This is a genomic window from Rhizobium sp. BK591 (genome assembly GCF_014195045.1).
Lineage (GTDB): Bacteria > Pseudomonadota > Alphaproteobacteria > Rhizobiales > Rhizobiaceae > Rhizobium > Rhizobium anhuiense.
On record NZ_JACIAZ010000002.1, the window covers coordinates 1 to 24,873 of the forward strand.

The following is a 24,873-nucleotide window of genomic DNA, read 5'->3' on the forward strand; positions in this document are numbered from 1 at the left end:
CCGAAGCCGAGGAGCAGTACTACGCCATGCTGGACGAACCAGCCATGGCTGCATAACTTAAACCAAACGGCCTCCGGCAAACCCGGTGCGGTTCACACGTAAGAGATCCAAATTTACCGAACTTTACTCGAGCTTTGCGTCACTTAGCATTCGCGCGGCTATTCTCTTGGCCAGATTGCAAGCGGTATCCGTTTCTGACCCAACGTCAGGCCAAACCAAAGTGACCGATAAAATGTACCGGCCCTACGTCCCGATTTTGGCAACAGTGCTTGCCATTGCTCTTTTGGTCGGCGCCACCGACCAGCCGAAGCGCATTGCTCGCTATCCCTGTAACCTCAATTTGGAAGGCCGATGCAACGGGCCAATGTCGCTGATACCAGCGAAAATCTGGCGCGGCGAGCTGGCGACTGATATTGCTGGACAAGCGGGACGCTCACCATCCTTGCAAGCCAACCCCTTCCAATTTGATCTCTCTCGCACCAGACGTCCGGGACCGCACTAGCAGAGATAGGATCTGTGCTCTGGAATTCGGAGCAGACGATTACCCGGCAAGCCGTTCAATCCGCGAGAACTTGTAGCGAGGATCAGGGCAGTCCTGCGACGAGCCGCTAACGCTGAGGACGCTGACACCGACAAGGTCTTCAACTTCGCAGAGTTTGTCGCTGACACAAGTACCCGGCGGGTTTGCAAGTTCCTTGGCCCGGAAATCGAGTTGACCGGGGCCGAATTTGACCTTTTGGTGGTCTTTCTTGAGAGACCGGGCCGACAGCCTGCCGAAGTGCCCTGCCTGCGGCCGCGCCTGTAGCATGCTTGCATATTGTTCATGAGCCCCAGACCACTGACTGCTCATGCCGCTTTATCAGGTGCTTGAGGTTATCGAAGCCCGTGCGGATGTGACGGGCGAAGTGATCGACGGCGGGCGTGCGGGGTGCGTCCGAGCGCTTCAGCAAACCGAGCGCGCGTTCCGGATGGGGGATGGGGACGGGCAGGGCGGTGATGGATTTGTCGTTGCGCAATGCGAAGACGACGCTGTGCGGCATAATGGTCAGCGCATCAGCCGCCCTCATATAGTGGATGACGCTCATGAGGGAGCCGCCCGAATAGCGGATCTTGACTTCGGTTGCGCCGAAAGACAGGAGCATGCTGCGCAAGTCGGCGAGAAGCGGGCTACCCGGCGGCGGCGCGACCCAGGGAAAATCGAGCAGATGCGCAGGCTGTGGACGTCGCTTCATGAGCAGCGGATGGGTGACCCGACAGGCAACGACGTTGCGGCCAGGCAGGATGTGCTGGAATTCCAGGCCGGACCCTTCGTCGAGAATATCGATCGGACAGATGGCCAGATCGATCTGGTCGGCGTGAAGTGCTGCGCGCAGGTCCGGGAAATAGCCGTAGGTCTGATCGATACGCACGTCGGAATGCTGGTTCTGGAACTCGGCGATCATGCCGGCGATTAGCGCATCCATGAAGAAGGGCGTGCCGCCGACGCGCACGACGCCGCTCTTGCCGACCCGAAAACTCTCGACGACATCGGACGCCTTGCGCGATGCCGAGAGCATGGTCTGACCGTGGTCGGCTAAGGCTCGGCCGAGCGGCGTCGGCTGCAGCGGACGGCGGCCCTTGATGAAAAGCGGTTCGCCGATCCGCGCTTCCAGCATGGAAAGCGTGCGCGACACCGCCGGCTGGGAAAGGCCGAGCAGGGCCGCGCCCTCGGTGACGCCGCCGGTTTTGACGACCGCAGCCAGTTGGACAAGATGTCGTTCATCTATTTTCATAACGATATGATATATTAAACTGGAATAAAATCATCATGGGCAACCTGATCTCGCGCTAATTTATCTCTACCAGCCAATGCCCTGGAGGAGACGCATGACGCCGGGACCGACGGCGCTGCATTTCAGCGAGGCCACCTCGCATGACATGTTCGCGCAACGACTTCCGCATTCGAAGGACGACAGTCTGCCGCAGATTCTGGCGGCTGCGGTGACGCATCTTCATGCCCTCATCCGGGAATTGCGGCCGACCCAGGCGGACTGGCGCAAGGCGATCGAATTTCTGACCGATGTCGGCCATGCCAGCGACGAGCGGCGCCAGGAGTGGGTGCTGCTGTCGGATCTGCTCGGTGTTTCAGCACTGGTCGAGGAGATCAATTCGCGCCGTCCGAAGGCGGCCACCCCCAACACCGTGCGCGGACCCTTCTTCCGCGCGGACGTTCCGCAACTGGCGCTCGGCAGCAATATCTCGCTCGATGGCGTCGGCGAGACGGTCGATGTGTCTGGCCGCGTGCAGGATCTCGATGGCGATCCCATCGCAAATGCCGAGATCATCACCTGGCAGGCCAATGCTCAAGGCTTTTACGAAAACCAGCAGCCGGACCTGCAGCCGGAGTTCAATCTGCGCGGCAGCTTCCGCACGGATACGGATGGACATTTCCATTATCGCACCATCAAGCCCTGCGGCTATGGCGTGCCGGACGATGGTCCGGTGGGAAAGCTCCTGCGACAGGCGGGCTATCCGCTGCGCCGCCCCGCGCATCTTCATTTCATCATCAAAGCGCCGGGCTTCGAGACGATCACCACGCATATCTATGACAGCAGCGATCCGCATCTGGCCGAAGACGCGATCTTCAGCGTCAAGCCGGATCTGGTGCGAAGCTTTGAGCGCCAGGGCGAGCGGCAAGGCAAGGGCGCAACGACGTGGCGGCTCGACCTCGCCTTCGTCATGGTCCGCGCCAGACAGGGAGCCGACACATGAGCCGCGACTTCATCTATAGCGGCAGCCCCGCCCATATCGTCTTCGGCCAAGGCAAGAGCGCTGCCGCCTGTGAATGGGTGGAAAAGCTCGGATGCACCGGGGCGCTCGTCCTCTCGACGCCGAATCAGAAGTCGGATGCGGAGGCCCTGGCGGAGCGGCTGGGCTCGCGCGCCGTCGGCGTCTTTACCGGCGCTGTCATGCACACGCCTGTTGATGTCACCGAAAAGGCGATGGAGGTGGTTCGCGAGACGAAGGCCGATTGCATCGTCTCGCTCGGCGGCGGCTCGACCACCGGGCTTGGCAAGGCCATCGCCTATCGCACCGATCTGCCGCAGATCGTCATTCCCACGACCTATGCCGGATCTGAGGTGACGCCGATCCTCGGCCAGACGGAGGGTGGGCGAAAGACAACCGTGCGCCATGCGAGCATCCTGCCTGAGGTGGTGATCTACGACCCGGCACTGACGTTTGGCCTGCCGGTCGGCATGAGCGTCACCTCTGGGCTGAATGCCATGGCCCACGCGGTCGAGGCGCTCTATGCTCGGGATCGCAACCCGATTTCGACGCTGATGGCGGCCGAGGGGCTGCGGGCCTTCAAGACCAGCCTGGCTGACATCATCGCCAGACCTTGGGCTCCCGAGGCCCGCGCCGATGCGCTCTACGGCGCCTGGCTCTGCGGCACGGTGCTCGGCACGGTCGGCATGGCGCTGCACCACAAGATCTGCCACACGTTGGGTGGCACCTTCGATACGCCGCATGCCGATACGCATGCGATCATGCTGCCGCACACCGCCGCCTACAATGCCGCCGCCGTGCCTGAGCTTCTGGCGCCGGTCGCTGATATCTTCGGCGGTTCGGTCGGCGGCGGGCTTTGGGATTTCGCCAGGCAAATCGGCTCGCCGCTGGCGCTGAAGGATCTGGGTCTGAGCGAAGCCGATCTCGACCGCGCCGCTGATATTGCCACCGAAAATCCCTATTGGAATCCAAGACCGATCGACCGCGAATCCATGCGCGCCCTGCTGCAGGATGCTTGGGAGGGCAAGCGGCCGGCATGAGCTGACGACAGACACCACGCTCTCTGGGAGGAGAGAAAAATGGGAGGAGGAAACATGTTTACGAGGCGAGATTTTCTGAAGACCACGGCCGCCACCGGGGCACTGGCGGCTACATCCGGGCTTACCGCCCCCGCAATCGCACAGGATGCTGCGATCAAGCTCGGCTATGTCAGCCCGCAGACCGGGCCGCTTGCCGCCTTCGGCGAGGCCGACAAATTTGTCATCGACAGCTTCCTGGCAACCACCAAGTCGATGGGTCTCAACTATGAGATCGTCGTCAAGGACAGCCAGTCCAATCCGAACCGGGCAGCCGAAGTCGCCAAGGAACTGATCGTCACCGACGAGGTGAACCTGATCCTCGTCGCCTCGACGCCGGAGACCACCAATCCGGTGGCGACCACCTGCGAGGCCGAGGAAATGCCCTGCATTTCGACGGTCGCGCCCTGGCAGCCCTGGTTCATCGGCCAGCAGGGCAATCCCGGTGACCCCACGTCCTGGAAACCGTTCAACTATGCCTATCATTTCTTCTGGGGTCTGGAGGACGTCATCTCCGTCTTCACCAATATGTGGGCGCAGATCGAGACCAATAAAAAGGTTGGCGGCCTGTTCCCCAATGACGGCGACGGCAATGCCTGGGGCGACAAGGTCGTCGGCTTCCCGCCGGTGTTGGAGAGAATGGGCTACGGCCTGATTGACCCCGGCCGCTACCAGAACATGACGGATGATTTCTCAGCGCAGATCAACGCCTTCAAATCCGGCCAGTGCGAAATCATCACCGGCGTGGTGATCCCGCCTGACTTCACCACCTTCTGGAACCAGGCCAAGCAGCAGGGTTTCGCCCCGAAGATCGCCTCGATCGGCAAGGCGCTGCTCTTCCCGCAGACCGTGGAGGCGCTCGGCAATGCCGGGCATAATCTGTCGTCGGAAGTCTGGTGGACGCCAAGCCATCCGTTCAAGTCGTCCTTGACTGGGGAAAGTGCGGCTGAGGTGGCAGCGGCCTTCACCAAGGCGACCAACAGGCCCTGGACACAGCCGATCGGTTTTGCCCATGCGCTGTTCGAGCTGGCGGTGGATGCGATGAAGCGGGCCGGGGACCCCAAGGATGGTGATGCCGTCGCAGAGGCGATTGCCGCCACCAAGCTCGATACGCTGGTCGGTCCGATCGCCTGGGACGGCAAAGGCCTGCCGCCATTTGCCGCCAAGAACATTGCCAAGACGCCGCTCGTCGGCGGCCAGTGGCGGTTGAAGGACGGCGGCGGCTACGATCTCGTCATCACCGACAATAAGACGGCGCCGAGCATTCCGGCCGGCGGCAAGATGGAAGCGATCGCCTGATTTTTGGCGCCTGATTTTTGGCGCGGGGCCTGAGGCCCCGCCTGTTCTGGGAGGAATGGGTTTGGCAATTCTCGAACTCGATGGTGTTTCGAAGAAATTCGGCGCCCTGACCGTCGCCGAGCAGATTTCCTTTGCCGTTGGCGAAGGCGAGGCGCTGGGCATTATCGGGCCGAATGGGGCCGGCAAGTCGACCCTCTTCAATCTGATCACCGGCAATATCGCCGCCGATAGCGGCAGCATCCGCTTTCTCGGTAGCGATGTGACGCGCACACCGCCGATGGCGCGCTGCCTGTCGGGCATGGGCCGCACCTTCCAGATCCCGCAGCCGTTCGAGAAGCTGACGGTCTTCGAAAATCTCCTCGTCGCCGGCGCTTTCGGCTCGCGGCGCCGCGAGGCCGAGGTGTCGGACCGCTGCGCCGAAATCCTGGTGGATACAGGGCTGATCGACAAGGCGAATGTGCTGGCCGGAAGCCTGTCGCTGCTGCAGCGCAAGCGGCTGGAACTGGCGCGAGCGCTGGCGACGGAACCGAAGCTGCTGCTGCTCGATGAAATCGCCGGCGGATTGACCGAGGGCGAATGCCGATCGCTGGTTGCCACCATCCGCGCCATTCACGCGCGCGGCGTTGCCGTCATCTGGATCGAGCATGTGCTGCATGCGCTGAATTCCGTCGTCGAGCGGCTGCTGGTGCTGCATTTCGGCACGGTCATCGGGATCGGCAAGCCGGAGGACATTATGGCCTCGCGCGATGTGCGTGAAATCTATCTGGGGATCGAGATCTGATGGCGCTGCTTGAAACCAGAGGCTTGACTGCCTCCTACGGTGATTTCCAGGCGCTGTTCGGTGTCGATATTGCGGTCGGCGCCGGCGAGACCATCGCCATCATCGGCGCCAACGGTGCCGGCAAGACGACGCTGATGCGCTCGATTTCAGGCGTGCTCACCAATGCGCCGGCATCGATCCTTTATCGCGACGAACCGATCGGCGCGCTGCCGGCGCCCGACATCCTGGCGCGCGGCATCTCTATGGTGCCGGAGGGGCGAAAACTCTTTCCGTCGCTGAGCGTCGAGGAGAACCTACTGATCGGCAACTATGGCCGCAAGGTCGACGGGCCGTGGACGCTCGAAAGCGTTTTTTCGCTGTTCCCGATCCTCAAGGAGCGGCGCAACAATGCGGCCACAGCACTTTCCGGTGGGCAGCAGCAGATGGTGGCGATCGGCCGCGGGCTGATGTCCAATCCAGCGGTGCTGCTCTTCGACGAGATCAGCCTTGGACTCGCGCCTGTCGTGGTTCGCGATATCTACGCCGCTTTTCCGCGAATCCGCGAGACCGGCGCTTCGATCGTCATCGTCGAGCAGGACATCGCCCAGGCGCTGAAGGTGGCCGACCGCGTCTACTGCATGATGGAAGGGCGGGTGACGCTCTCCGGCCGCGCCGCCGATGTTAGCCGCGACGACATCCACAAGGCCTATTTCGGGACGGATCACCATGAACTGGCTTGATACCATTCTCCAGGGCGTGCTGCTCGGCGGGCTCTATGCGCTGTTTGCGGCGGGGCTCAGCCTCGTCTTCGGCATCATGCGGCTGGTCAACCTCGCCCATGGCGACCTGATCGTGCTTGCCGCCTTCCTGATCCTGGTGCTGGTGACGACACTCGGGCTCGACCCGTTCGTTGCCGCGGTGATCGCGATGCCCTTGATGTTCGCCATCGGTTGGGGCCTGCAATATTTCCTGCTCAACCGCACGCTCGGCAAGGACATTCTGCCGCCGCTGCTCGTCACCTTCGGCCTGTCGATCGTCATCCAGAATGGCCTGCTCGAAGGCTTCTCCGCCGATAGCCGCCGCGTCTTTGCCGGCAGTCTCGAGAGCGCCTCCGTCAATCTCGGCCCGGCCACTGCCGGCATCATGCCGCTGATGACCTTCTTTTCGGCCGTCGCCGTCATCGTCTGTCTCAACCAGCTGATCTATCGTACATCCGTCGGCCGCGCCTTCCGGGCGACCTCGGACGATCCGGTGACCGCGGGGTTGATGGGCATCCGGCCACACCGCATCTTCGCGCTGGCGACGGGGCTTGCCATGGTCGTGGTGACGATCGCCGCCCTCTATCTCGGGACGCGCGCCAATTTCGATCCGACGTCAGGGCCATCGCGGCTGATCTACGCCTTCGAGGCGGTGATCATCGGCGGGCTCGGCTCGCTCTGGGGCACGCTTGCCGGCGGCATCATCTTAGGCGTTGCCCAGACGGTGGGTGCAGCAATCAATCCGGAATGGCAGATCCTTGCCGGCCATCTGGCATTCCTTGCCGTTCTCCTGTTCAAGCCGCGCGGTCTTTTCCCGCGCGCGGTCGATTGAGGTGCATCGATGACCATGGCCATTCCATCCTTCATCGTCGAGACACGCACCCGGGCATCGACATTATCCGCCGCAGCAGTGATTGCTCTCTTGCTGCTTGCCTTCGCCGCACCCTTCATTGTCTCGCGCGGCGTCATCCAGGACCTGTTCTTCATCCTCACCATGCTGGTGCTGGCGCAGAACTGGAACCTGCTTGCCGGTTATGCCGGGCTGATCTCGGTCGGCCAGCAGGTCTTCGTCGGCTTTGGCGCCTATACCATGTTCGGCTGCGTCATCCTGTTCGGCATCGACCCGGTCGTTGCCATCCTGATTGCCGGGCTGCTTTCTGTCGCTCTCGCTATTCCGACAGCCTTCTTCACCTTCCGGCTCTACGGCCCCTATTTCGCCATCGGCACCTGGGTCGTGGCCGAGGTTGTGCGGCTGCTGCTCGCCCAGTGGAAGGCGCTCGGCGGCGGCACCGGCACCTCGCTGCCCCGGGATGCGACCCGCGACATGATGGGCGTCGGCGCAATGCGCGATCTCTTCGGCATGAAGGCCTCCGAGGCAGGTGACGCGCTGACCTACTGGCTGGCGCTGATCCTCGTCGTCGCGACCATCGGCTTCATCTATGGGCTGCTGCGCAGCAAGCAGGGCCTTGGGCTTGCTGCCGTCCGTGACAACGAGCAAGCGGCCGGCGCCGTCGGCGTCGATGCGCGGCTGATGAAGACGCTGGTCTATCTCGCCACCGCCTTCATCACCGGCATCGCCGGGGCGCTGATCTATGTGCAGAAAGCGCGGATCTCGCCGGATGCCGCCTTCTCGGTCACTGACTGGACGGCCTATGTCATCTTTATCGTGGTGATCGGCGGCATCGGCACGATCGAGGGACCGATCCTCGGCGTCATCATCTTCTTTCTGCTGCAGAACCTCCTCGCCGATTACGGCTCCTGGTACCTGCTGATGCTGGGTCTTCTTGGCATCGCCATCATGCTTTTCGCGCCGCGCGGCCTCTGGGGGCTGTTCTCCGACCGCACCGGCATCCAGCTTTTCCCGGTCCGCCGCGTCTTGAAGGGCGGGCCGCTCAGTCTCACGCATAAGGGAGGGCCTCATGGCTGACATTACCACCGACGTACTCATCATCGGCACCGGCCCGGCCGGCTCCGCCACCGCGGCGCTGCTTTCGTCCTACGGGGTCGAGAACCTGGTGATCAACCGTTACCGCTGGCTCGCCAGCACGCCGCGCGCCCACATCACCAACCAACGCACAATGGAAGTGCTGCGCGATCTCGGCCGCGACGTGGAGGATGAGGCCTATATGTTCGCGGCCGAGCAGGACCTGATGGGTGAGAACGTCTTCTGCACCTCGCTCACCGGCGAAGAGATCGGCCGGTTGAAGAGCTGGGGCAAACATCCGCTGTCACGCGCCGAGCATCAACTGTCGTCGCCGACCCATATGAACGACCTGCCGCAGACCTTCATGGAGCCGCTGCTCTTCAAGACGGCCTGTTCGCGCGGCAGCCAGTCGCGCATGTCGACGGAATATCTGAGCCATGTACAGGATGAAGACGGGGTCACGACCATCTGTCTCGACCGATTGACCGGCAAGGAACTTACCGTCCGCTCGAAATATCTGGTCGGCGCCGACGGCGGCAATTCCAAGGTTGCGGAACATGCCGGCCTCACCTTCGAAGGCAAGATGGGCGTTGCCGGCTCGATGAACATTCTGTTCAAAGCCGATCTGTCGCGCCTGGTCGCCCACCGTCCATCGGTGCTTTACTGGGTGCTGCAGCCGGGTGCGGATGTCGGCGGCATCGGCATGGGGCTGGTGCGGATGGTGAGACCATGGAACGAATGGCTGATCGTCTGGGGTTACGACATCAACCAGCCGCCGCCTGAGGTGGATGAAGCGCATGCGAAGAAAGTGGTACGCGACCTCGTCGGCGATCCCGATCTCGAAATGACCATCAAGTCGGTCTCGACCTGGACCGTCAACAATATGTACGCCACGACGATGTCAAATGGCCGCGTCTTCTGCATGGGCGACGCCACTCACCGCCATCCGCCCTCGAACGGTCTCGGCTCCAACACCTCGATCCAGGACGCTTTCAATCTCGCCTGGAAGCTTGCCTTCGTCCTGAAGGGAGCCGCAGGCCCGGTACTTCTCGACAGTTATCAAGCCGAGCGCGCGCCTGTTGCCAAGCAGATCGTCACCCGCGCCAACAAGTCGATTGAGGAGTTCGGGCCGATCTTCAAGGCGCTCGGACTGCTCGATTCCATCGACCCGGTGAAGATGCAGCAGAACATGGACGCGCGCTGCAACAACACGACGGCTGCCGAAGAGCAGCGCGCCGCGATCCGCAAGGCGATCGCCGACAAGGTCTACGAATTCGATTGCCACGGCGTCGAGATGAACCACCGCTACCGCTCGGGTGCTGCGATTTCAGATGGGCAGGTGGAGCCGGCTTTTACCAAGGATCCGGAACTGCATTGCCAGCAGACGAGCTGGCCCGGTGCGCGGCTGCCGCATGCCTGGGTCTTCTCCGCCACTGGCGAGAAGGTTTCGACGCTTGACCTCACCGGTCACGGCAAATTTGCCGTGCTGACAGGGATCGGCGGGCAGGGCTGGGTCGAGGCGGCCCGCAGTCTCGGCAAGGAATTCGGCACTGAGATCGTTGCTCATGTCATCGGCCCCCGCCAGCCGTGGCAGGATTTTACCGGCGACTGGGCCAATATCCGCGAAATTCGCGACAGCGGCATCCTGCTGGTCCGCCCGGACCACCACGTCGCCTGGCGGCGCGAGGCGATGGCCGACGATCCCGCGACTGAACTGCGCCGCGTGCTGACAGCAATTCTTGGAAAGTGAGATCGTGATGGACGCGCATGAGAAAGGCTTCTTCACCGAAGAAAACTCCGTCGAGGTCGTCACCGGCCGGAACAAGAACGCCAAGGACCAGCGGCTGAAGCAGATCATGGGGGTGGTCACCCGCAAGCTGCACGAGGCAGTGAAGGAGATCGAGCCGAACCAGGACGAATGGATGCAGGCGATCCTGTTTCTGACGCGCACCGGCCAGATGTGCAACGAGTGGCGGCAGGAGTTCATCCTGCTGTCGGATGTTCTCGGCGTCTCGATGCTGGTCGATGCGATCAACAACCGCAAGCCGTCGGGCGCATCCGAAAGCACGGTGCTCGGACCTTTCCATGTCGAGGGTGCGCCGGAACTGGCGATGGGCGCCAATATCTGCCTCGATGCCAAGGGCGAGGACATGGTGATCGGCGGGCGGATCCTTGATACGGCGGGACAACCCATCGGCGATGCGGTTATCGATGTCTGGCAGGCCAATGACGAGGGCTTCTACGACGTGCAGCAGCAGGGGATCCAACCAGACTTCAACCTTCGCGGCGTGTTCCGGACCGGCGCCGACGGCCGCTATTGGTTTCGAGCGGTGAAGCCAAAATATTACCCGATCCCGGATGATGGACCCGTTGGCAAGCTGCTCGGCGCGCTCGGTCGCCATCCCTACCGGCCCGCCCACCTGCACTACATCATCAAGGCCCTCGGCTTCGAGACGCTCACGACACACATCTTCGATCCGGACGACCCGTACATCCAATCTGACGCCGTCTTCGGTGTGAAGGAGAGCTTGCTTGCCCAATTCCAGCACGTTGAGGATCCGGTACTCGCTAGCGAACTCGGTTTCTCAGGCAAGTTCTGGCAGATAGAGCACGATTTCGTGCTGGCTCGGCCCGAGGAGTAGCATGCTCTTCAGCTGGCGGGTATTCGTCGTTGACCTTACGAATGCGTCAGGATCTTCGAATGGATATGCGCGGGTCAAAGCATCAATCCGTAGGGGGCTGCGCGCGGCAGTCCATCATATGGGCGAAAAGGCGCAGCTTGCTCCCGAGACTGTCGAAGGCGTTTCAAAAATGTGCTTACGCCTCAGGAGTCGATCGCGGCATTCCGCGATAAGCCCTCGGGCCAGGGCTGCCTTTACCGGGTCCTGGTGACGGCTTGGAGACGCGTACTTCTAGCGCTCTGGCGGACGGTGGCCCGCGTGCCGCTCCCTCCGGGCTCGGGTGCGGCTATGGCGGTAGTCAGGTGGTCCACGTTGGTCTCAGGGTGGGATTCGCGTTGGCCTTATGCGGTGACGCGGCTATGGTTGCGACGAGAAATTTTCGCCAAACAATAATCCCGCTACAACGGCGGTGGAGACTGGCCAGCGAACAAGGCAGACATGTCTATCCAACGTACGAGTTTTTATGTCATGCTAGCGGTGGTGACGATCGCGTTCATCTGGCTGCTTATCCCCTATTACGCGGCGGTCTTCTGGGCAGTGATCCTTGCGATCATCTTCTTTCCAGTACACATGCGACTGGCGCAGATGCTAGGGGGTCGACGCAGCATCGCTGCCCTGCTGACGGTGCTGCTATGCATCGGCCTCGTCATCGTGCCAGCGTTGATAATTCTCGTTTCCCTTATCCAGGAAGGCACCAGTCTTTACCAACGGATAAGCAGCAACGAAATCGACCTCAATGACTACTTGGTCCGGATTCAGAATGCGTTGCCTGGCTTCGTCGACAACTGGCTGAACTCATTGAAGCTCGGCGGCTTCGCGGAACTTCGCGCCAACATCTCATCAGGCGCAGTACAGGCAAGCCGGTCGGTCGCCGGGAGCCTTCTGAGTTTTGGACAGAACACGCTGCATTTCTTCATAAGCTTCGGGATCATGCTTTATCTGCTTTTCTTCCTCTTCAGGGATGGGGCTGACCTCGGCCGGTCGATCCGACATGCAATCCCTCTGAATGACGACTATACCCGACAGTTTCGCGACAAGTTTTCCGCTGTTGTTCGGGCAACCGTCAAGGGGAATATCATCATTGCTGTGATCCAAGGAACGATCGGTGGCGTGGCATTCTGGGCCCTGGGAGTCGAGGCGGCCCTTTTGTGGGGCGTCACGATGACGTTCATGTCGATGCTGCCCGCAATAGGAGCAGCTCTCGTATGGGTTCCAGCCGCCATCTGGCTAGCCCTCACGGGTGCCTGGTTGAAAGCATCGATCCTGGTTCTCGTCGGCGTATTTGTCATAGGGCTAATCGACAACCTGCTGCGTCCTCCACTGGTGGGCCAGGGGACGCGGCTGCCCGATTATGTGGTGCTGATTTCAACGGTCGGCGGCATTTCGCTTTTCGGTATCAATGGTTTTGTCATTGGACCCCTGATTGCCGCCTTGTTTATCGCTTCATGGTCGATCTTCGCCGACCAACAGGACGCACACAAACCAGACGCCGGGGATACTAAATAGCGCGGGTCGGGATGGCGAATGGCCAAAGCGCACGCGGGTAATCATGCGCCGGATTGTTGACGACCCGATCGGTCTTGCCGGCTTCGATCCAGATGAATGCTTCGCTTACGGCCAAGACCACGTTCCCCTACGATCGGGTTGTCTCGTGCCGAGCAGCTTCTCACAGCTCAGCTTGGCCTCTCATGACGAGACCAGTCGTCACGGTTATAGCTGAGATTCGAGCGGCAACCACTTGATCAGCCAAGCGGTCGCGCGCCGGGCAATCCCGGCATCCGGCTCGTCTCGGAGGAGAGTATTTTTCCCGTCGACGACCTTAAGCCACCGCACGGATCCCTTTTCGAGCGTTAGGGGATAGCTCAAATCCGCATCGGTTTCTACGGCAAAGATCGCGTCCATTCGCTCGACAAGTTCCTGTGACTCGAACAGGACACCCATTTCGGTGTTTAAGGATACGGACCTCGGATCGAGATTGAGAGATCCGATGAAGCCGTACTTGCCATCCCTGGCAAAGGCCTTCGTGTGAAGGCTGGCCTGCTTGGAACCGCGCAAAGAGAAGGTTCCCATGTCTGCAATCGATTTCAACTCAAAGAGCGCAATGCCGGCTTTCAGCAGGGCGGGGCGGTAGCGCGAATATCCCGCGTGAACTGCGGCAACATCGGTGGCTGCAAGCGAGTTCGTCAGAACGGAAACCTTTACTCCTTTGTCGCGTAGCTTCGTCAGCGCCTCGACGCCGCGTTCGCCGGGAACGAAGTACGGCGAGGTGATATGGATGAACTCGGCCGTGCCCGTGATGACCGGGAGCAGCGTTCCCATCAGCGTGTTTTGCCCGCTGCGCAGCTTCCCGGCCGCCTTTTCGGGGGGGTCTGCCAGAACGTCGAGTTTGTGGACCCAGATGTAGCGGTCTTCGGCAACGATATGCGTCAGCGATGTTTCATCGCGAACTGGATCAAGATATGGCTGGGCGCGCTGTTCGAAATGAAGGCGTTCCATATTGCGGCGAAGCTTCTCCAGCTTGTTAGCTCTGCGTGACAGAAGTGCACGCACGGGCACGGCAACCGAACTGTTCCAGTAGCCGTCGAACAGCCGCTCCGTCTTCGCAACGGCTTCACCGACCATCAAGAGATCGAAGTCCCTGAAGTTAGCGTTCTCCCCGGCATCGAAATACGGATCGCCGATATTGCGCCCCCCGACCATCGCGATCCGGCCATCGGCAATCCATGCCTTGTTGTGCATGCGACGGTTGACGCTTCGGAACCGCAAAGCCATCTCGAGGCCGCGACGTAGGATATGCTCACGTGCCTTTGTGGGATTGAAGAGCCGCAGCTCGATGTTCGGATGACAGTCGATCGCATGGAAGATCTTGTCTGACATGGAGACGCCGAGATCGTCGAGAAGGATCCTCACACGTACGCCACGGTCGGCCGCCGCGACGACCTCCCGCATGATCAGCATTCCGGTCAGGTCCGCATTCCACATATAGTACATGAGATCGAGGCTGCGCCCGGCGGAACGGGCCGCTAGAAGCCTGGCTGCGAACGCGTCCAGGTTGGAGGTGATCAGGACGAGGCCGCTTGCCGCCTCCCGCTTGTGGCACAGCCCAGCGCCGTATCGATCAAGCTCGGTGTCGGCAGCGGCAATCTTGAGGACGTGGGAATCGATTTTCTGGACCCGCTTCAGAAACCCGGCATAGCTTGATGCTGCTGCCAGAGCCCATAGGGCTACCAGCGCTACGGTCGCGATGATGGCAATGCCGAACCAACTCACACGATACCCCTGAGCCGCGGCCAGGAAGCGCTATGCTGACTCGATCCGCCCGGGTAAAATAGGGTCACGCGAGTAGCGAGCAAGATGTCGCCATAGGAGATGCGAAACATGGGCGATTTGACATGATGGCCAGGGTTGCCCCGTCACCGGGAGCGCTGTAAAGCGTCGGTGCCCCTCAACCCGCCCGGGCGCCGGTTTTCGACAAGCGTGTCGCGAACTCAAGCTTAGGTGCTAAGGCGAGCTGAACATGTACGATATTACTCTTCTTTTCCTGGCTGGCTTGTTAGCAGGCAGCATGAATGCGTTGGCGGGCGGCGGGTCGTTCGTCTCCCTGCCTGCGCTGATATCGGTCGGAGTGCCGTCGGTAGCCGCAAATGCGACAAGCACCTTAGCCTTGTTTCCCGGCGGTATGGCAAGCTCGTGGGTTTATCGTGACGGCGTTACGAGTGTGTGCGGCGTCAATGTCGTTCCAATTGCTATGGTGACAATGGTCGGTGGAGTGGCCGGAAGCATTTTGTTACTTCTGACCCCATCCAGGATCTTCGATGGAATACTGCCATGGCTTTTGCTGATGGCGACAGTGATGCTGGCAGTCGGTCCGAGGCTCACCGCCAAGCTCCGGACGCAGGCACGCCCGAGTATTCTGGCCTTCGCAGCGGTTCAGTTCTTTCTCGGTCTCTATGGCGGCTATTTTGGCGGCGCAGTGGGCCTTATGATGCTTGCGGCATGGAGCGCGCTCGGGGGCGGGGACATCAAGAGCCTCAATCCGACAAGAATGCTGATGGTAACTGGCGCAAATGCGGTCGCCGTAGTCACCTTCGTACTCGCCGGAGCAATTGTATGGCAGGAGTGCATTTTCATGACGGTCGGGGCCATTATCGGCGGGTGGATCGGAGCGCATATCGGCCGTAGGCTGCCATCGCCGGCCGTCAGGGTTCTAACCGTCGCGGTCGCCGTTTTGACGACAACGGTGTTCTTTTCGCGAGCTTACCTTTGAACGGAGGCGTGCTTTCTAAATTGCGGACTCTCCACCACAACCAGCTGCAGCGTAAGCGCAGAGCGCATCCCTGATCGCCTGAGTCTGACCAGCGCGGCGCCGGGAACGGGCAGCCTTTGTTTTCATCAGCAGCGCACCCGCGCGTCCGGCTACTTCAATGCTACGTCGACTATCGCGCGTGACCGGCGTAGGTCGAGTGATACCCCTATGCGGGTCATGTTCGGCCTCAAATTGCCTGCGCAAAAGATCATTAGCCATATCAATCAATCCGCCGCTCCGGGCTCCACGCCCTGGCAACCCCTTCCTTAAACAGCGTCTTCCCGATTGCTTTATCGCTCTTTCGGTAGATGTTAACGAGCGGCCGATGTGCTCGTGTCCTGTCGATTGCACGGGGGGACGAAGAATGTCGTCTGGGTTCGGCTCTACGCCGTGGTCATTGGTCTCGCCGCGGCCGGCCTCGAGGCCTCGCAGAGGTGCAAGGCGATCGTAGTCGGCATTCTCGCGGCCACCCTCCTGCGCTTCCTGTTCGCCAGCGCTGCGCGAACGCGGCATGCTAGACACAATGGCAAGTTCCTGTGGTGCAGGACAACGCCGACGGCGCGGCGAACTGGGTAGCCATTTTCTGCAGCCGCGTCCAGCCCATCACGGAAAATCGCTGAACAGACCTGCGTAGGCCGGAACTCACGCCCTTTGTCGGAGTTACGGGGGTGGAAACCGCTGCTAGCCGTCAGAAAAAACGGAAGAGTTCGATGAAGGTACGAGATTACGCCGTTGAAAGTTGCCTGGAAGGATGACGATATCACCGAGACGGCCGAGATGCGGCGGCTGGCAGTCTTCACCAATGAAGGTGAGCTTTAGCCATTATTTTGCTCGGCGATATCGCAATTGAACATCAGGGATATGTCGCTTCTGCTGCGCTTGAAGACATATCGCAGGACGGTTGGCGGTGCAGCCGAGGCCGAAAGACCTTCACACGGATACCAAATGGTAGAGCGCATTGCTGAAGAGATTGAAAGTCGGCGGGCACGGCGCGCCGAGCGCCGCCAAACGCAGCGCGAGGCCAATATTGCGCGCGCCGCTAAAATGCATATAGCCCGTCTGGCGAGCGATCCGCTGATTGTGATCAGCTCCGATGGCAATGTCGCCAGGCGGGTCCATATTGGCTGTTCCGGGTGGTATTACTGGCACTGGAAGGGCCATTTTTACCCGACCGACGCTCCCTCCAATCAATTGTTTTCGATCTACCAGCACAATTTCAAGACCGTCGAGCTCAATGCCCCATTTTATTCCTGGCCGACGGTGGCAACTGTCAAGACATGGAAACGTCAGGCCGAGCCGAGCTTCGTCTATACGATCAAGGTGTGCGAGCTCATCACGCATATCAAACGCTTCGAAGATACCCACGCCCTCATTGAAGATTTCGGATACGTCGCAGACGTTCTTGGAATGCAGATGGGATGTTTTCTGTTTCAGCTTCCACCGAGCGTCCGCTACTCCACAGACATGTTGCAAATGATCTTGTCGCAGCTGGATCCCCGTCGCAGGAACGTCGTCGAATTCCGTCACAAGAGCTGGTGGAATGAGGACGTTTATAGTGCGTTTCAAGCTGCAGGCGCGATCTTCTGTTCATGCAGCGGTCCCCGGTTGCCGGATGAGCTTGTTCGGACAGCCGACGACATCTACATCCGGTTCCATGGGATCAAACAATGGTACCGCCATGACTACAGCGATGCCGAATTGACGGTGTGGGCGGAGCGCATCAAGCTGTCTGGCGCTAAGACCGTGTGGGCCTATTTCAACAACGATCGCGATGGCTATTCGATCAAGAACGCCAAGCGGCTTTTAGAGCTGATCGACGCACCGGCCTGATGGCCCGTCTCAAGATCGCTGCTTGTTTTAGCAAGTGATGATTTCATAGCAGTCGCGTAAATACCATCATCGCCTTCATGCTGCCGCCTCAACGAAATCAGGCGGGGACACCGATTTCGCTTTGGTTAGATGGCGGCAACAAGGGAGCGCCAGCGGGCGTTGCCCAGACGAGCGTTCAAGCGATGGCTTGTATGAAACCGAGGAAATGCTGTGAGACGGAAAATAAACCGCCGAGCAGCCGCCAGATCGGTTGGGCTGATCTCAAATCGTCAAATGCGTGCAAGATCATGGGCCTCACCGCGGGACATGGGTTCAAAGACGCTGGACTTGCGTGGCTCGGATCACGATTTCCTCCTGATCGAAACGAGCCTCAAGCTGTTTTCGGTATGCCGCCCACCAAGTTCGGTCGAGACTTTCAGTCATGACTTCGGCAACAACGATGACGTCATGCTCAACCTCTCCATCGTCTTCCCACAAGCCTTCCGCGGGTGAATTCACATATAAGGTAACGCCGCCAAATTTTGCGGCGAGTTCATCACGGACAGTGCCAACGCTCACCAAGCTAGGGCGCTCGCGCGGGACTGGAAGAAGAAGTTCGATCACGTAGGGCATGGCGCGCCAACTCTGAGCGGCCCGGATTGTTCCGGACCGGTCAACCCAATTGCGATGTGCCATCCGTCGATCGCGCGCTTTAAATGAACCGTGGACATCCTTCGGAGGGCGCAGGCGGACCACGCCTCTCCACTACGAGGAACACACTGCGCCGGCCGGCGTTCCTAGAGTCCGGAGCATGCTGGATTCCGCCGTCGGAAGGGATCGTTGTGTGAACCACTGTCAACGACATCGCGACGCCAAAATTCGTAAGGTCACTGCGGAGGCAAATACGAGAACTTTACATGAGCACGATGAAACAGCATGACCTCTTTGGTGCAGTCCAACCGTCCCTGCCGGACGGATTTCGCTATTCGCCGGATGTGGTCCCCGACGATCTGCAGCAGTCCATCCTGGAAAAGATGCTACAACTGCCGTTCAAGGCTTTCGATTTCCACGGATTCGAAGGCAAACGCAGGACGGTCTCCTACGGCTGGAAATACGAGTTTGATACACAGCGTGTCCGAAAGAGCGAAGATATTCCGCTATTTCTTTTGCCGCTTCGCAAAATCGTATCTGCATTTGCTGGCCTCGACCCCGATCGGTTGGAACAGACTTTGGTAACCGAATATAGTCCCGGAGCTCCGATCGGCTGGCACAGGGATAAATTCGTCTTCGGTCGGGTCGTCGGAGTCTCGCTGCTATCTGCATGCACTTTCCGGCTAAGACGGCGGCAGGGCAGCAAGTGGCAGCGTAGCTCGATCACGCTCGAACCGCGATCGGCCTATGTGATGGCGGGCGAAGCCAGAACCGTGTGGGAGCATTCCATCCCGCCAGTCGCAGAGCTGCGCTATTCGATAACATTCCGTGAACTGAGCCCAGTAACCTGAGGGGGCGTCGCTCATTGTCGCCCAACCTGTTGTCAGCCCATTTGTTCCCGGGAACCTTGATCGCTTCAGCCGATAAAAAAGGGCCGGAAATCCATCCGGGTTCGATGTGAAACTAACGTGATGGCGCTGATCAGGGTTGTTCTCGACAGCATCGCGTGGATGTCAACGGCATCGCGAATGGTGTGAGCGGAGAATGGAGCCATCGTCGTTTCCCGAGGTCGGCAATGACGTCCAACATTCGAGTAATCCCGGTCGGGGCCAATAGGATGAGAATGGGATGATGACCACCGCATTTGGAGACGCACTAAAAGACTGCTTGGTCATCGGGGGCGGTCCGGCTGGCCTCACCGCGGCGATTTATCTGGCGCGCTACCATCTTTCGGTGACGGTCTTCCACGATAATTCCAGCCGGGCTTCCATCATCCCTATGTCACACAACCACGCCGGATTCCCGTGCGGCGTCAGCGGCACTGAGCTGCTGGCGAGAATGAATGCCCAGGCTCAGCTCTATGGGGCAGCCATTCGATGCCGCAAGATCACAGCGCTGCATAAAGTCGACAACCTGTTCGTGGCAGAATTCGAGAACGGCAGCATCCGCTCTCGGGCCGTACTCCTGGCAACAGGAGTCGTCAACCGACCGCCTGCGATGCCACAGGCAACTCATGATGAAGCCGTGGCTCGCGGCCTTCTGCTACTGCCCCGTCTGTGACGGTTATGAGGTGACAGACAAGCCCGTTGGTGTTCTCGGAACTGGAACCAAGGGGTTCAAGGAGGCCGTTTTCCTTCGAAGTTATACGAAGGATCTCACTCTGATATCGCCCGAGGGCGTACATGATCTGTCCGAAGCCGAGACGTCGTCCTTGGCCCACCTCGGAATAAGAATGGAGGTCGGCCCCATAGCCTCGAGCGATCTGGACAATGATATGATGCGCATCACGACGCCCACGGAAACCTATTCCTTCGCTTCCTTATATGCGGCTCTCGGATCCGACATATGTTCGGAACTGGCATCACAAGTTGGTGCCAGGCTATCGGAAGAAGGGTGCGTTACCGTCGATAGTCACCAGAGGACCACAGTGCGAGGATTTTACGCGGCAGGAGACGTCGTCGCCGGTCTTGACCAGATCAGCAACGCCATGGGGCAGGCCGGGGTTGCTGCTACGGCCATCCGCAACGACCTTGGTGAGCAAGCACCCCTGGTGCGTTGTTAACCTTCGGAAACATGACTCCGGCGCATTGACAGCAGGTAAAAAGTGACGTTGCGAGGAAGTTTGCGCTACCGCCAATCGCGTGGCGGATCGGCTGCGCCGGTTCGGGAAAGGGCAGCTCAGAGTCCGACCATCCAATGGCGCTTCCCCGGCGGCGAACCTGGGCTCGCTCGCGGGTTGGGCATCAGCATGGCGGCGGTAAAGGCGCTGATCCAAGTGTGGTAAAGACTCGTTCGCCAGTTTGGACCATGCCTATATCCCAGCACCGGTTGCACGTCGCAGGGGCCGGTGGCCATGGGTGAAGCGCACTGATCTTCTTTCGCTTTGGAGCACGCGTCCCCTTGGTACGCGATCGATTCCTTAGATTTTTAGAAAATCGGGGAACAGAACAGTGATCTGGATGTTGGAGGGCCGCAACGTAACCGACGAAGGAAATGAAAAATGAATATCAAGCTCATCGTCGCGTCTCTGCTAGCGGCTGGAATGGCCACGGGCGCTTTTGCTCAGTCCGGCATGGGAGCTGGGACCATGATGGAACCCAATGCCGTCGGTACCGATGGGGGTGCCAATGTCCAGACAATGCAGCCAATGACCTCCGATCCAACCCCCACCGGCAGCACGACCAACGGATCAATGGGGGCGACCACGCCGGGCGGTTGCAGCGGCGGAAGTGATCCTGCTAGCTCAACCGCTTCGGGCTCCGTCCAGACTCAGGGTGGCTTGAGCGACGCGACCCCACAAGGTCAGGCTTGCGCTCAGTAAGCAGATAGATTTTCCAAAGAGCGAAGAGGCGGCCGGCGTAGGGTGGAGCCTGTGGCAGCACCCTACGCCACCTCAGCGATTACTCGTAGCGTCCGGACCGAATGATGACGTTCGCCGCGCTGGAGGGCAAACAGCGCCTGGGAGAGCTGGCCGACCATGCCGGAATCCGGCGCTAACTGACTATCATCCCGCGCAGCACCGTCGTTGTGGCTCACTTTCGTCATGACAGTACGGCCCGGGGTTCGAGAAAAGCCTCGAGCCCGAAAACACCGAATTCTCGCCCGAAGCCCGACTGTTTAAAGCCGCCGAAGGGTGCCAGCGGATCATGCGGCGCGTCGTTGATGAACACGCGCCCTGCTTCGATCTGGTTTGCGATGCGTTTCGCCCGCTCGATATCGGAGGAAAAAACGTGCGCCTGCAGGCCGTACTCGGTGTCGTTCGCAATGGAGATGGCGTCTGCTTCGTCGTGGTAAGAGATCAGCGAGAGGACCGGCCCAAAGATCTCCTCGCGAGCGATGCGCATATCGTTGCGAACGCCGGTAAAGATCGTTGGCTGTACGAACCAGCCGCGGTGCAGCCCTTCCGGACGTCCTTCGCCGCCTGCCAGCAGTCTGGCGCCTTCCTCCTGTCCCAAACGGATATAGCTTTGTACGCGATCCCACTGCTTCTGGCTCACCATCGGGCCTACCTGGACCTGTTCGTCGGCGGGATTTCCAGCCCTGAAGCGCCTGACCGCGTGGCTGAGACGCTCCTCGATTTCGCCAAACCTGCTTTGAGGAGCGAGGATGCGGGTGCCGGCAATGCAGGCCTGCCCGCTGTTGCGGAATCCCGCCGCCAGCACCTGCGGGATGGCGATATCAAGATCGGCATCATCCAGAATGATGCTGGGGCTCTTGCCGCCGAGTTCCATCGTGACCCTTTTCATGGTGGGCGCTGCGGCCTGAACGATGCTGCGGCCAGTGGCCGTGGAACCAGTGAAGGTTATCTTCGACACGTCGGGGTGGGTCGTTAGCGCCGCGCCGACGACGTTTCCATACCCGGTAACGATATTGAAGATGCCATTGGAAAGACCGGCAGCATGCAGGCATTCAGTGATCACCTGCGTCTGGAGGGCGCTCATTTCGGATGGCTTGATCACCATGGTTGCGCCCGCTGCAATTGCGGCGGAGAGCTTGCCGCAGATAAAACTGTAATTGCTGTTCCAGGGCGTGATCGCCACCGCAACCCCCGAGGGCCGCATCTCCACGTCGGCGCTCCCGGCGCGGCGTCGGAATTCATAATCCTTGAGCGTTCTCGCCATGTCCAGAAAGACGGTACCTGCTCGTGGAGCGGAAAAGTCGATGAAACACGATGGCGCGCCGTATTCTTCGCGCATGGCGCAAGTGAGATCGTCGGTACGGGCTGACACGGCGGCATACAGCCGGTTCAGCATGTCGATCCGCTCTTCCTTGGTTGTATGTGAGAAGGCCGGGAAGGCGCGTTTGGCGGCGGCAACCGCGCGGTTTGCATCGACTGCGTCTGCAAGCCGCACAGTTCCGATCTGCTCCTCGGTTGCCGGATTGAAAAGCGGCGCCCATTGGTCGCCAGTGGGCTTGACGAACGCGCCGTCGATATAGATCCGATCGATGATATGCATGTTTCTTTTCCTTTGATGACTTCCCGGTAAAAGTGCCATGCGATAAGTGTTGCGAGTAGTAGGACAAAATCGGATGAGTTGATGAGCTGGATCGTGCAATGAGGGCAAGCCTGATCGAGCTTGAAGCGTTTGCCGGCGTCGCGCGTCATCGTGGATTCCGGGCTGCCGCGCGCGAGCTGGGGATGTCGTCATCGGCTTTAAGCCATGCGATCGCCGCGCTTGAGGAGCGCCTCGCCGTCAGGCTCTTTAACCGCACTACGCGGAGTGTCGCCTTGTCCGCGGCCGGAGAGCAATTCCTGTCTGAAATCGAACCGGCCCTGCAGACGCTCGAGAAAGCGATCGAGAATGTCGGCGAACACTCGGACCGGCCCACCGGGAGACTCCGGCTGAACATGGCGCCGGGTGCGGCGCGCATTCTGCTGCAGCCGATTATTCTTGAATATAGCTGCCGATATCCGGACGTCGATATCGAGGTCGTGACCGAGAATGCACTTGTCGACGTCATTGGCAAAGGTTTCGATGCGGGCATTCGTCTCACCGAGGCGATCTCACCGGACATGGTCGCCGTTCCGATCATTCCGGAAATGCGGTCTTTCGTCGTCGGATCCCCGCGCTATTTCGATGGTCGTCCAAAACCAATCGTCCCGGGCGATCTGGCCGGGCACGTCTGTATCCAAATGCGCATGACGAGCGGGAGACTCTATCGCTGGGAGTTTGAGAAACACGGCGAAACACGAGTGATTGATGTCACTGGTCACCTTACATTCGATGGGTCTGACCTTATCTTGGAGGCAGCTCTTGCCGGCTTCGGGCTCGCCTATCTGGGTGAACACGCGCTTGCGCCACATATTGCTTCAGGTAATCTCATACCCGTTTTGGAAGACTGGTCTCCCCATTATCCGGGGCTCAGCCTCTATTTCTCCCAACGCCGACACATGCCAGCCAAACTGCGTGTCCTCATCGAGCTAATCCGCCAGCGCGCGACTAGCGACAACTGATAACGACGGTGTCTGGCCTGTCGTGAATCGGCTCGTCACCGCCGACAAGGTCGACAGCGAGATCGATGTCATGCGTAAGCAGCTCGAAATGCTGGTTCTGATAGTCGATCACTTCAACTGCGCCGGGCGACCGTACATGCGGCAGGCTTTTCGTCGCGGCCGTGGCTCAGACGAGCAGCCTGCCTGATCATCGGATTGAATCCGCTGGCGATTTTGTTTGCCTTGCACCGTTGCGCCAGTCCGCTTGGTTGCCGATGAGGCGTCGGTACCAGCAATGGCCTGCACCAATTTTTTGCACCCATGGCATTTTTGAACTTTACAAATAATAAATAATCTGTGAAGTAGTGCACAACTTCACAGATTTGGAATGATCCTTTGAACCCGACACGCTTTGCCACCCGGCTAAATTCGTTCGCCTCCGCTTCCCATATCGCATGGCCCGGCCAGTCGTCGAAGCCCTCCGTCATGCAGATGGCCGAGCGCGCCGCCCAGGTGAAGGGCCTTACCGACCTCGATCTCAATTATCCGGATCACATGAACGAAGATCCGGCAGAACTGGCTCGAAAACTTGGCGATATCGGCCTTTCGATCAACGGCTTCGCTATGCGCTACTACAGCAACCCCGCCTTCAAACTTGGTGCTTTCACCCATCCCGACGAAACGGTCCGCCGTGAAGCGATCGACCTGACGAAGAAGGGCATCGATGCAGCGCGCGAAGCCGGTTCCAATCTGATGACCATCTGGCTTGGGCAAGATGGCTTCGATTATGCCTTTCAGGCGAACTACGCGAAGATGTGGCAACACGAAGTCGATGGAATCCGTGAAGTTTGCGCCCATGATCCGGATTGCCTGATCTCGATTGAGTACAAGCCGAACGAGCCGCGGTCCTACAGCCTGATGCCGGATGCGGCCACGACTTTGCTCGCTATCAAGGAGGTCGGCGCTGCCAATCTTGGCGTCACGCTCGACTTCGCCCATGTCCTCTATGCCGACGAGCAGCCCGCCTTTGCGGCAGCACTGATTGCCCGTCACAGCCGCGTGCTCGGCGTCCATCTCAACGACGGCTACGCCAAGCGCGATGACGGTCTGATGGTCGGCGCGGTGCACACGCTGCAAACGATCGAGCTACTCCGCCAGATACGCCGGGATGGTTACCACGGCGCGATCTATTTCGACACGTTCCCCGATATGACCGGCCTCGATCCGGTTCACGAATGCGAGGTCAACATCCAGACCGTCCAACGGATGTTGAAGGTCGTCGACCGCCTCGAGCAGGACAATCGCCTCGCGAGCGCGATTGACCGACAGGACGCCGTATCCACGCAGGCCATCGTTCAGGAGCTGATGTTCGGCGCGGAGCACTGAACCACCCCAACTTTCCGGGAGGA

General features: G+C 60.0%; 25 protein-coding genes and 2 pseudogenes. 20 read left to right on the forward strand and 7 right to left on the reverse strand.

What is annotated here, in order from left to right; translation table 11 throughout:
• Window positions 1–506: 506 nt before the first annotated feature.
• Window positions 507–766: pseudogene (locus FHX10_RS35420) on the forward strand (DNA-binding response regulator); the annotation flags it as partial.
• Window positions 767–821: 55 nt separating this feature from the next.
• On the opposite strand, the gene FHX10_RS07120 reads toward FHX10_RS35420, so the two are convergent.
• A complete protein-coding gene (locus FHX10_RS07120) occupies window positions 822–1,772 on the reverse strand; it encodes a LysR family transcriptional regulator (protein WP_127429999.1) in 951 nt (316 codons plus the stop codon).
• 94 nt (window positions 1,773–1,866) lie between these two features.
• On the opposite strand from FHX10_RS07120, the gene FHX10_RS07125 reads away from it, so the two are divergent.
• The 10 genes from FHX10_RS07125 (at window position 1,867) to FHX10_RS07170 (ending at window position 12,770) form a co-directional block, all read left to right on the forward strand.
• Window positions 1,867–2,751: a dioxygenase gene (locus FHX10_RS07125; protein ID WP_127430000.1), complete on the forward strand. Its 885-nt coding sequence runs from the start codon at window positions 1,867–1,869 to the stop codon at window positions 2,749–2,751.
• A complete protein-coding gene (locus FHX10_RS07130; RefSeq protein ID WP_127430001.1) occupies window positions 2,748–3,806 on the forward strand; it encodes a maleylacetate reductase in 1,059 nt (352 codons plus the stop codon). The genes FHX10_RS07125 and FHX10_RS07130 overlap by 4 nt, the downstream gene beginning before the upstream one ends.
• A gap of 54 nt (window positions 3,807–3,860) precedes the next feature.
• The gene (locus tag FHX10_RS07135; RefSeq protein ID WP_028757987.1) at window positions 3,861–5,141 is read left to right on the forward strand and encodes an ABC transporter substrate-binding protein; all 1,281 of its coding nucleotides are present in this window, start codon (window positions 3,861–3,863) and stop codon (window positions 5,139–5,141) included.
• A 61-nt stretch (window positions 5,142–5,202) separates the two neighbouring features.
• The gene (locus FHX10_RS07140; protein ID WP_097623395.1) at window positions 5,203–5,922 is read left to right on the forward strand and encodes an ABC transporter ATP-binding protein; all 720 of its coding nucleotides are present in this window, start codon (window positions 5,203–5,205) and stop codon (window positions 5,920–5,922) included.
• On the forward strand, window positions 5,922–6,641 hold the full coding sequence (locus FHX10_RS07145; RefSeq protein WP_097623360.1) for an ABC transporter ATP-binding protein: 720 nt from the start codon (window positions 5,922–5,924) through the stop codon (window positions 6,639–6,641). Before FHX10_RS07140 ends, FHX10_RS07145 begins: the two co-directional genes overlap by 1 nt.
• Window positions 6,628–7,491: a branched-chain amino acid ABC transporter permease gene (locus tag FHX10_RS07150; RefSeq protein WP_097623361.1), complete on the forward strand. Its 864-nt coding sequence runs from the start codon at window positions 6,628–6,630 to the stop codon at window positions 7,489–7,491. The genes FHX10_RS07145 and FHX10_RS07150 overlap by 14 nt, the downstream gene beginning before the upstream one ends.
• Before the next feature lie 9 nt (window positions 7,492–7,500).
• Window positions 7,501–8,586 (forward strand): branched-chain amino acid ABC transporter permease, encoded by a 1,086-nt coding sequence (locus FHX10_RS07155; protein WP_097623362.1) that lies wholly within the window; start codon window positions 7,501–7,503, stop codon window positions 8,584–8,586.
• On the forward strand, window positions 8,579–10,333 hold the full coding sequence (locus FHX10_RS07160) for an FAD-dependent oxidoreductase (protein ID WP_127430002.1): 1,755 nt from the start codon (window positions 8,579–8,581) through the stop codon (window positions 10,331–10,333). Before FHX10_RS07155 ends, FHX10_RS07160 begins: the two co-directional genes overlap by 8 nt.
• 7 nt (window positions 10,334–10,340) lie before the next feature.
• Window positions 10,341–11,225: an intradiol ring-cleavage dioxygenase gene (locus FHX10_RS07165; protein WP_097623364.1), complete on the forward strand. Its 885-nt coding sequence runs from the start codon at window positions 10,341–10,343 to the stop codon at window positions 11,223–11,225.
• Between the two features lie 477 nt (window positions 11,226–11,702).
• Entirely contained in the window at window positions 11,703–12,770 is a 1,068-nt protein-coding gene (locus FHX10_RS07170; RefSeq protein ID WP_097623365.1) for an AI-2E family transporter, read from the forward strand.
• On the opposite strand, the gene FHX10_RS35425 is transcribed toward FHX10_RS07170, so the two are convergent.
• Window positions 12,763–12,885, reverse strand: coding sequence for a hypothetical protein (locus tag FHX10_RS35425; RefSeq protein ID WP_254955937.1), 123 nt, complete (start codon window positions 12,883–12,885; stop codon window positions 12,763–12,765). The two genes, FHX10_RS07170 and FHX10_RS35425, sit on opposite strands and share 8 nt — an antisense overlap.
• 89 nt (window positions 12,886–12,974) lie before the next feature.
• Complete coding sequence (locus FHX10_RS07175) at window positions 12,975–14,534, reverse strand: phospholipase D family protein (RefSeq protein ID WP_097623366.1); 1,560 nt, start codon at window positions 14,532–14,534, stop codon at window positions 12,975–12,977.
• Between the two features lie 247 nt (window positions 14,535–14,781).
• Between FHX10_RS07175 and FHX10_RS07180 the strand changes: the two genes are divergently transcribed.
• The 3 genes and pseudogenes from FHX10_RS07180 to FHX10_RS07190 all read left to right on the forward strand — a co-directional run bounded on the left by FHX10_RS07180 (window position 14,782) and on the right by FHX10_RS07190 (window position 17,400).
• Window positions 14,782–15,531 (forward strand): sulfite exporter TauE/SafE family protein, encoded by a 750-nt coding sequence (locus tag FHX10_RS07180; RefSeq protein WP_097623367.1) that lies wholly within the window; start codon window positions 14,782–14,784, stop codon window positions 15,529–15,531.
• Window positions 15,532–15,957: 426 nt separating this feature from the next.
• Window positions 15,958–16,071: pseudogene (locus FHX10_RS07185) on the forward strand (TerC family protein); the annotation flags it as partial.
• Between the two features lie 444 nt (window positions 16,072–16,515).
• Entirely contained in the window at window positions 16,516–17,400 is an 885-nt protein-coding gene (locus FHX10_RS07190; RefSeq protein ID WP_127430003.1) for a DUF72 domain-containing protein, read from the forward strand.
• Between the two features lie 312 nt (window positions 17,401–17,712).
• Here FHX10_RS07190 and FHX10_RS07195 read toward each other — a convergent pair whose 3' ends face one another.
• Window positions 17,713–18,012, reverse strand: coding sequence for a hypothetical protein (locus tag FHX10_RS07195; protein ID WP_097623368.1), 300 nt, complete (start codon window positions 18,010–18,012; stop codon window positions 17,713–17,715).
• Between the two features lie 284 nt (window positions 18,013–18,296).
• Between FHX10_RS07195 and FHX10_RS07200 the strand changes: the two genes are divergently transcribed.
• Entirely contained in the window at window positions 18,297–18,881 is a 585-nt protein-coding gene (locus FHX10_RS07200) for an alpha-ketoglutarate-dependent dioxygenase AlkB (protein ID WP_097623369.1), read from the forward strand.
• 65 nt (window positions 18,882–18,946) lie between these two features.
• On the opposite strand, the gene FHX10_RS07205 is transcribed toward FHX10_RS07200, so the two are convergent.
• Window positions 18,947–19,084 (reverse strand): hypothetical protein, encoded by a 138-nt coding sequence (locus FHX10_RS07205; protein ID WP_164735893.1) that lies wholly within the window; start codon window positions 19,082–19,084, stop codon window positions 18,947–18,949.
• 74 nt (window positions 19,085–19,158) lie between these two features.
• Here FHX10_RS07205 and FHX10_RS35540 point away from each other — a divergent pair, with 74 nt between their 5' ends.
• Window positions 19,159–19,590 (forward strand): NAD(P)/FAD-dependent oxidoreductase, encoded by a 432-nt coding sequence (locus FHX10_RS35540; RefSeq protein WP_312862836.1) that lies wholly within the window; start codon window positions 19,159–19,161, stop codon window positions 19,588–19,590.
• Window positions 19,547–20,092 carry an NAD(P)/FAD-dependent oxidoreductase gene (locus FHX10_RS35545; RefSeq protein ID WP_312862837.1) on the forward strand — a complete coding sequence of 182 codons (546 nt, stop codon included), beginning with the start codon at window positions 19,547–19,549 and terminating at the stop codon, window positions 20,090–20,092. Before FHX10_RS35540 ends, FHX10_RS35545 begins: the two co-directional genes overlap by 44 nt.
• A gap of 979 nt (window positions 20,093–21,071) precedes the next feature.
• On the opposite strand, the gene FHX10_RS07215 is transcribed toward FHX10_RS35545, so the two are convergent.
• Window positions 21,072–22,487, reverse strand: coding sequence for an aldehyde dehydrogenase family protein (locus FHX10_RS07215; protein ID WP_097623371.1), 1,416 nt, complete (start codon window positions 22,485–22,487; stop codon window positions 21,072–21,074).
• 98 nt (window positions 22,488–22,585) lie between these two features.
• Here FHX10_RS07215 and FHX10_RS07220 point away from each other — a divergent pair, with 98 nt between their 5' ends.
• Window positions 22,586–23,485, forward strand: a complete 900-nt coding sequence (locus FHX10_RS07220) for a LysR family transcriptional regulator (protein ID WP_097623372.1) — start codon at window positions 22,586–22,588, stop codon at window positions 23,483–23,485.
• A 22-nt stretch (window positions 23,486–23,507) separates the two neighbouring features.
• The gene (locus tag FHX10_RS07225) at window positions 23,508–23,672 is read left to right on the forward strand and encodes a hypothetical protein (protein ID WP_184389191.1); all 165 of its coding nucleotides are present in this window, start codon (window positions 23,508–23,510) and stop codon (window positions 23,670–23,672) included.
• Here FHX10_RS07225 and FHX10_RS07230 read toward each other — a convergent pair.
• On the reverse strand, window positions 23,599–23,952 hold the full coding sequence (locus FHX10_RS07230; protein WP_164735874.1) for a hypothetical protein: 354 nt from the start codon (window positions 23,950–23,952) through the stop codon (window positions 23,599–23,601). The genes FHX10_RS07225 and FHX10_RS07230 overlap by 74 nt on opposite strands.
• Between FHX10_RS07230 and FHX10_RS07235 the strand changes: the two genes are divergently transcribed.
• Complete coding sequence (locus FHX10_RS07235) at window positions 23,861–24,850, forward strand: sugar phosphate isomerase/epimerase family protein (protein WP_049813449.1); 990 nt, start codon at window positions 23,861–23,863, stop codon at window positions 24,848–24,850. The genes FHX10_RS07230 and FHX10_RS07235 overlap by 92 nt on opposite strands.
• The last annotated feature ends 23 nt before the right edge of the window (window positions 24,851–24,873 follow it).